At 67.2% G+C, this 7,187-nt stretch carries 4 protein-coding genes and 1 pseudogene; 1 reads left to right on the forward strand and 4 read right to left on the reverse strand.

Going from position 1 to position 7,187, the window contains the following annotated elements; translation table 11 throughout:
* Window positions 1–14 precede the first annotated feature (14 nt).
* From G3N64_RS29730 to G3N64_RS29745, 4 genes are all read right to left on the reverse strand, one after another.
* Complete coding sequence (locus tag G3N64_RS29730; protein ID WP_205787282.1) at window positions 15–1,523, reverse strand: HAMP domain-containing sensor histidine kinase; 1,509 nt, start codon at window positions 1,521–1,523, stop codon at window positions 15–17.
* Entirely contained in the window at window positions 1,523–2,242 is a 720-nt protein-coding gene (locus tag G3N64_RS29735; protein WP_021162521.1) for a response regulator transcription factor, read from the reverse strand. The genes G3N64_RS29730 and G3N64_RS29735 overlap by 1 nt, the downstream gene beginning before the upstream one ends.
* Before the next feature lie 351 nt (window positions 2,243–2,593).
* Window positions 2,594–2,728 (reverse strand): entericidin A/B family lipoprotein, encoded by a 135-nt coding sequence (locus G3N64_RS29740; RefSeq protein WP_205787283.1) that lies wholly within the window; start codon window positions 2,726–2,728, stop codon window positions 2,594–2,596.
* A gap of 196 nt (window positions 2,729–2,924) precedes the next feature.
* Window positions 2,925–5,390, reverse strand: coding sequence for an AsmA family protein (locus G3N64_RS29745; RefSeq protein WP_205787284.1), 2,466 nt, complete (start codon window positions 5,388–5,390; stop codon window positions 2,925–2,927).
* Between the two features lie 396 nt (window positions 5,391–5,786).
* Between G3N64_RS29745 and G3N64_RS29750 the strand changes: the two are divergent.
* Window positions 5,787–7,061: pseudogene (locus G3N64_RS29750) on the forward strand (alkaline phosphatase D family protein); the annotation flags it as partial.
* Window positions 7,062–7,187: the final 126 nt, after the last annotated feature.

Genomic DNA, 7,187 nt, shown 5'->3' on the forward strand with positions numbered 1-7,187 from the left:
GGCATTGACGACGGTCAGCGTCCGTCGCCGACAGCCGGCGCGGCCACCGCCAGCGCAAACTCGAACACCGCACCACACCCGGCCCGGTCGACCAGCCGGATGCTGCTGCCGTTGAGCGCCAGCATCCGGTGCACGATCAGCAGCCCGAGCCCGCCGCTCGTCACCGCGCCGCCGCTCATCGGCCGCTGCGGCCGCTGGAACAGCCCTTCGCGCCGCGCCACCGGAATCCCTTCCCCGGTATCGGCCACGGTCACGACCACGCGGTCGCCGCGCGGCTCCAGCGCGACCTCGACCTCGCCGTGCGCAGGCGTGTGCCGCAGCGCGTTGTCGAGCAGGTTGGTCAGCACGCGCTCGATCATCCCGAGATCGGCCGACACGACCGGCACCCGCGGCGGAATCCGCGCATGCAGTGCGACGCCGCGCGCCTGCGCGGTCAATTCGAATTTCTGGAACACGTCCTGCACGAGATCGACGAGCGAGAACGGTTCGCGCTCGGCCTGCACGCCGCCCGATTCGAGCCGCGCGAGTTCGAACAGCGCCTGCGCGAGCCGGCCGACCTTCGCGCTCTGTGCGAGCGCGATCGACAGGTAGCGCCGCCGTTCGGTCTCGGCGAGGGTCTCGGCCTTCAGCGACAGCGTCTCCAGGTAGCCGTGCAGCGACGTGAGCGGCGTGCGCAGGTCGTGCGAGATGTTCGTGATGAGTTCGCGCCGCTGCTGGTCCTGGCGCGTCAGCGCGCGCCACTGGTCGCCGATCCGGTCGGCCATCTGCGCGAATGCGGATTCGAGCACGACGATGTCGTCGCCGCGCCGGCCCGGCCGCGAGCGCGGCACCGGCGGCTGCGTGTCGGGCGTGCCGTTCGCGTCGAAGCGGCGCATCGCGTCCGTCAACCGGCGCAGCGGGCGCGTGATGAAGCTGAACGCGGTGAGGCCCGCGAGCAGGCCGAGCAGCGCGACCAGCGCCATCGACCACAGCGTCGTGCGCAGCACGTTGCCGGCATCGACGCGCGCGGCCAGCCGGTCGTGCGCCTCGCCGAGCAGCACCACGTAGATGTAGCCCGACGGCGGCTGCCCCGCCGCGCGCTGCAGCGGCGCGGCGCTGAACACCTTGCGCGCGTCGGGGCTGCGCGGGTCGTCGCCGAGGATCGGGAGCGGCTCGCCCGCGATGAAGCGCTGCACGGGCGCGAGATCGACGCGGTCGCGCTTCACGTGGCCGGGCGGCGCATCGTCGCCCTTGATGTGCCCCGCGTTGTCGAGCAGATAGACCTCGACGCTCGGGTTCACGCCCATCAACTGGCCGAACAGCGTGCGCACGGCATCCGGGCGCAGCCCGTTCGCGTCCATCAGCGGCGCGCCGTGGGTCACGTTGTTGACGATATTGGCGGCCAGGTCGCGCGACAGCCCCTGCACGACTTCCTGCTCGCGCATGTCGTTCGCGCGGATCTGCAGCCACGCGGACGCGCCCGAGCACGCAAGCAGCAGCACCGAGAACACGAGCGACAGCCGCTGGGTGAGGGTGAGCTTCATCATCCGTCCCGCTGGCCCGGCGCGGCGAGCTTGTAGCCGCGGCCCCACACGGTGAGGATCCGCACGGGCTCGGCCGGATCGGCCTCGATCTTCGCGCGCAGCCGGTTGATGTGGGTGTTGACCGTGTGCTCGTAGCCTTCGTGCTGGTAGCCCCACACGGCATTGAGCAGGTCCATCCGCGAGAACACCTTGCCCGGGTGCCGCGCGAAGAAATACAGCAGGTCGAATTCGCGCGGCGTGAGGTCGATGCGTGCGCCGTCCACGCTCGCTTCGCGCGCGATCGGGTCGATCGCCAGCCCCGCGACGTCGAGCGTGCCCGCGTCGATCCGCGAATCGCGCGCGAGCGCGTCGACGCGCCGCAGCAGCGCCTTCACGCGCGCGACGAGTTCGAGCACCGAGAACGGCTTGGCCAGATAGTCGTCGGCGCCGAGCTCGAGGCCGAGGATCCGGTGCACCTCGCTCGAGCGCGCGCTCGTGATGATGATCGGCGTGTAGCGCGTCATCGCACGCGCGCGGCGGCAGATCTCGAGGCCGTCGACGCCCGGCAGCATCAGGTCGAGGATCAGCGCATCCCAGCCGCCCTGCTCGAGCAGGCGCAGCCCTTCGGCGCCGTCCGCGCTGTGCACGACCTCGTAGCGCTCGTCGCGCAGGTGCAGGCTCAGCACGTCGGCGATGTCGGCATCGTCCTCGACGATCAGGATGCGTTTCGGTTGGTCCATGGCGGCGGGCGGCGGCACGTCGGTGCCGAGGTCGGGTATCGGTTCGGGCCGGCCCCGGTCCGGCTGGCCGGGCACTCCGGGGGCGAATCGCGGCGACGGGCCGCGCTGCCGCCATTGTGCAAAATTTTGCGGCGGGAAGGGTTCACATTTAATTTATATTTGCCCTCGCCGCATGAAATGCGTAACGAACGCCAGGCAACCGGAGCCGAGCTCGCGATCAATCGACGCGATAAACGACGCGAAACCGGAAAGACGCCCCCTCGAAGCGCGCGCCTGCTGCGCCGATTCGCCGCGCATGCACCTGCCGACCTCGGCGCTCGATTTCGTTGGCGCGCGCCCTGGCCAGCGCCGCTATTTGGCTTCTTGCGCCTCGTTCTTGATCGCCTGGCCGCCCTTGGAAATGTCCTGACCTGCGCCCGCCACCGTGTTGCAGCCGGCGAGAACGGCGGTGCCAGCAATCAACATCCATGCAATCAATCGCATCATTGTCTTCACCTCATTCAAGTCACATGACCGGTTCAATTCCAGACGGTCCGGCGAGCGCGACCGATCCCGCCCGACCGCCGATCCATGCCCGGCGGAAAGGCCCGTAGGCCATCTGAAACACGCCTGCGCTCATCCGTGCCCCACGCCACCCGACGGCCGGCCGCCACGTCCGTTCGACGGAAGCGGTCGAACATGGTCACTGCCTGGGTTCGGCGCCAGCCGGCGCGGAAGCCGCCGAAGCAGCCGAAGCCGCCGGCAGTGCGTTCAGGTACGCCGGTACGGCCTTCGTCTTCTGTCGGATTCCCGGCGGTGGCGCCGTCGGGCGCCGCTCCATGTCGGCCAGCATCTGCTGGCACGGCAGCGGACGGTTGCGGCCCGGCTGCAGCAACGCGAGCAGACTCGCGAGCGGATTCAGCAAGCCCAGTCCGATCGCTGCCCCGCCGCGCGCGATCAGTGCCCCGGCCTTGACCCCGACGTGCGGTTGCTTGAAGGAGCCGGTGACATACAGCGGCGAGCGTAGCGATATCACCCGGAATCCCTTGGTATGGGGATGGATCGTCAGATTCATGGTCTCGTCGCGCAGGTTCACGCTACCGTCCATTCCGATCACCGCGTCGTCGGTGTCGAGCGCGAATACGCGCGAGTCGAGCACGCCGTTGGTGGCCACGAAGTCGGCCGCGCCGCAATTGATCTTGACGTCGCGTGTGCCGAACAATTTCTCGTACACCACGTTTGCCACGTTCAGCCCGGCGGCTTCCATCAGCAAGAGACTCACCGTGCCGTCGGTGACCAACATCTTCACTTCCCCGTTGGAAGTCGCTGCGAGTGCCGCCGGCGAATTGCCGGTGGCCGACAACGCGGCATCGCCGTTGACCTCGCCGAGCGCGGTCTGCATCACCGGGAATGTCGGGAACAGTTGCTTGAGTTTCAGATGGCGCGCCTGCAGCGAGAACCGCCCTTTGAGCGGCACGCCGCTGCCGTCCAGGTGAATGTTCGAAGCCAGCGTACCGCCCGCGACACCGAAGTTCAGCGGGTCGAGCGTCAGCACACCGTCATGCATGACGACGTGGGTCGACAGGTCGGTAATCGGCAAGCTCGAAGTCTTGACGATGCGTCGCCCGGTAAATCGAACGTCGGCGTCGATCTTCTTCCAGCGATCCGTGCGGAATGGCTCGACCGGCAACGCCTTGTTCTCGGGCTGCGCGACGGCGGCGCCCCGCTTCGCCTTGCTGGCATTCGTATCCGCGCCGATGAGCGGTGCGAGATCGGAGAACTGCAGCAGCTTCGACACCAGCGTGCCGGACAAGAGCGGCCTCGGTTCGCGCGAGACGTACACGAGCGTGCCGTTGAGATCGCTGCCGCCCACGCGTCCCGTGAAGTTCTCGTACTTGAAGACGTTGCCGGACGCCCGGAACTGGCCGACCAGTCGGCCGTCGGTCGCATAAGGAGGGGTTTCGGGTAGCGTGATGCCCGTGACTTCATACAGGTGAGCCATGCTGGTGCCCGCGAGCCACAGACGGAGATCCACCGCTGCCAGGTGGGACGGATCGGTCAGCGTGCCGACGAGCGCCAGGTGCGTATCGCCGAAGCGCAAATCGGCCTGAACCGGAAACGGGCGTTGCGCGCCCTGCAGCTCCAGCAAATTGCCGATCTTGCCGGTGCCGGCGACCTGCCCTTTCTTGTAGGTCCCCTTGACGGTCCAGCCGATCGTATAAGTGCCGACGGTAGCTGACGCCGTGGGCGCTGAGGCCGCCGATGCGCTCGATGCGCTCGATGCCGTCGAGGCCGTTGCGCCCGACGCGGCGGTTGCGGGTGCGGGTGCGCTCGATGCCGCCGGCGGGCCTGATGCAGCCGGAGCGACTGCGGTGCCGGATTTCATCTCTGCGGTATGCGAAGCAGCGGCCAACGCCTGCGAGGCCGCTGCCGACGCGCGGGACGCCGCTTCGGCACCCGACGCAGGAACCGCCGGTTGCGTCGAACCGGCGTGCGCCTGCGCCGCGAGCTTTTTCTGACCGGTCGGCCCGACGGCCCGTGCCGATTCGTGGCGCGCCGACGCCTCCTGCTGTTTCACCGCCGCGCCGAACGGAATCGGCCGGCCGAGCGTGTCGATCACGGCGCTGAGATCGAACTGCTTTTGCTGGTCGTAGTAGCCGAGATTGCCTTGAGCAAACGCGATCTCGTGCAGGTCGAGCGTCCACCGGCCCGGCTGCGCGGGCTCCTTGAGCTTGAGCGTCCAGTTGACTCGTCCGTCCTTGAGGCGTTCGAGGTCGACGGCCGGATTGACCAGGTCGATTGCCGGAATCACGATGCGGCGTGCCAGTAGCGGCAGCGCCTCGACTTCGAAGCTGATCGCGTCCAGCGTGACGAGATACTTCGTACGCGCCCAGTCCGGGTTGGAGATCGTGACATTGCGTGCGCTGAATCGCGGCCATGGCACCCATGCACGCCAGCCCTGCTCGCTCACGGGCCGGCGCCACCCGATACGCAGATCGCCGTTGATGGCGAACTGCCGTCCGATCGCGTCCGATACCTTGTCGTCGACCCACGGCCGGGCTCGATTCCAGTCGAACGTCACCATGAAGACGACCAGCGCTGCAAGCGCCAGCGTGACGATAACGGCAAGCCACGCGGCCGCCTTGCCGACGGTGTGGCCGATGTGCATTTCTCACTCCCCGAGTTTGCTGCACGGTATCGAGCAATTCGTGTTCCTGAATACGCTTTGAACGGGCATGTCCGATAAAGTCGACGGGCGATCACGTTCGGCCTGCCGAGCGCTTGCGCGAGCGGTGGGCAGATGCTGCGACGTCGGATTTCCGGACGATCCGCTACCCGTGCAGGAACGTCGAGGGATGGCAGATAAAGCGCACGCCGCCAGGTCGCATGCGTGCGTTCGAAATGGGGTTCTCACGACTTTTCAGGCGCCGGTCTTCGCAGTAACGTTCCGGATCGGCTGCGCTACCTGCTCGCGCTGTGCAGCAATGGCACGCGTGTCGAGCGCAAGAAGCGAACGCCTGCTGCCGTGCCTCCCGCATCCGCGGGATGTCGATCGGGAGGATCAATGGACCGTCGCCATTTCCTCAAGTCGTCGGCCTTTTTTACCATTGCGGCTGCCACCGTCGCGCACGACGCGCCACGGGCGATCCTGCCGGTCAGCGCCGTGCGCGGGCACCGCTATCGATTCCCGCAAGGTGTCGCAAGCGGGGATCCGCGCGATCGCGCCATCGTGTTCTGGACGCGATGCGTACCGGTATCTCCGGGTGTCCCGCATCATGCAACCGGCGTCGTGCGCGCGATACCGCTGCGGCTCGACGTATCGACGCGGCCGGATTTCTCGACGCTCGTCGCCAGCGTCCCGCTGAGGGCGCTGGCCACCTACGACTTCACCGTGCGCGCGAAAGTAACTGCGCTCTCGCCGAAGACCCCCTACCACTACCGGTTCGTCGCCGGCGACGACGTCAGCATGACGGGTATCGCGCGCACGGCGCCGGACGCTAACGAGGCCAACGAACAGGTTCGCTTCGCGTGGCTCACCTGCCAGGACTGGAGCGTCAACCACTGGCAAGCGATGACGCTGCTGGCCGACGAACGCGATCTCGATTTCGTCGTGCACGTGGGCGATTACATCTATGAAGCGGTCGGAACCGCTCCCCCCGGCCGCGCCGAGCCGGCGCATCCTCCGCTGCGCCTGCCCGACGGCAAGCTGCTCGCGGACGGCCGCGCGTATGCCGATTCGCTCGAAGACTACCGGACGCTCTATCGCACCTATCGTACCGATCCGCGCCTGCAGACGCTGCACCAGCGCCTGCCGATGATCGCGATCTGGGACGACCACGAATTTTCCGACGACTGCTGGCAGGATCATCAGGTCTACACCAACGAGGAACGGCAGGAAACCCGGCGGCGGCGCAGCGCCAGTCGCGCGTGGGCGGAGTACATGCCGGTGGATTGGGGCGATGTGCGCTTCGAGCCGGACCATCCGTCGTACGCGAACATTCGCATCTACCGTGATTTTCGTTTCGGCATCCTGACGCACCTGGTGATGACGGACGAGCGGCTGTATCGCGACGACCACGTCGTGAGCGAGGCGGCTGTCGCGCGTGCGCGCGGGCACGACCCGGTGCATGGGGACGACGCGGCCGGCTCGCGCTATTTCGTCAAGCAGGACGTGCTGCAGCGTAACGAGGCGCGCGATACGGAGCAGCTTGGCCGCCCGCCGTCGATGCTCGGTCCGGAACAGACACGATGGTGGAAGGCAGTGATGAAGGACTCGCCGGCAACCTGGAAGGTGTGGGGCAACGAGGTGATGTTGAACCGCCTGTGGTTGCTGATGCCGAGCCTGTCAGATTTTTAGTGTGCCGAGGTCATGAGACGATAACGGAAATAACGTCCTATGACCGATGCAACCGTGACCAAGAAGAGCAAGAACCCGAAGACGCCGAAGCTGTTCCCCGATGAACTG

Source organism: Burkholderia sp. Ac-20344 (assembly GCF_017104975.1).
Classification (GTDB): domain Bacteria; phylum Pseudomonadota; class Gammaproteobacteria; order Burkholderiales; family Burkholderiaceae; genus Burkholderia.

Bases quoted from the DNA above. Each gene is read 5' to 3' on its own strand.
- G3N64_RS29735 (WP_021162521.1), bottom strand. From the start codon at position 2,242: ATGGACCAACCGAAACGCATCCTGATCGTCGAGGACGATGCCGACATC.
- G3N64_RS29740 (WP_205787283.1), bottom strand. From the start codon at position 2,728: ATGATGCGATTGATTGCATGGATGTTGATTGCTGGCACCGCCGTTCTC.
- G3N64_RS29730 (WP_205787282.1), bottom strand. From the start codon at position 1,523: ATGAAGCTCACCCTCACCCAGCGGCTGTCGCTCGTGTTCTCGGTGCTG.
- G3N64_RS29745 (WP_205787284.1), bottom strand. From the start codon at position 5,390: ATGCACATCGGCCACACCGTCGGCAAGGCGGCCGCGTGGCTTGCCGTT.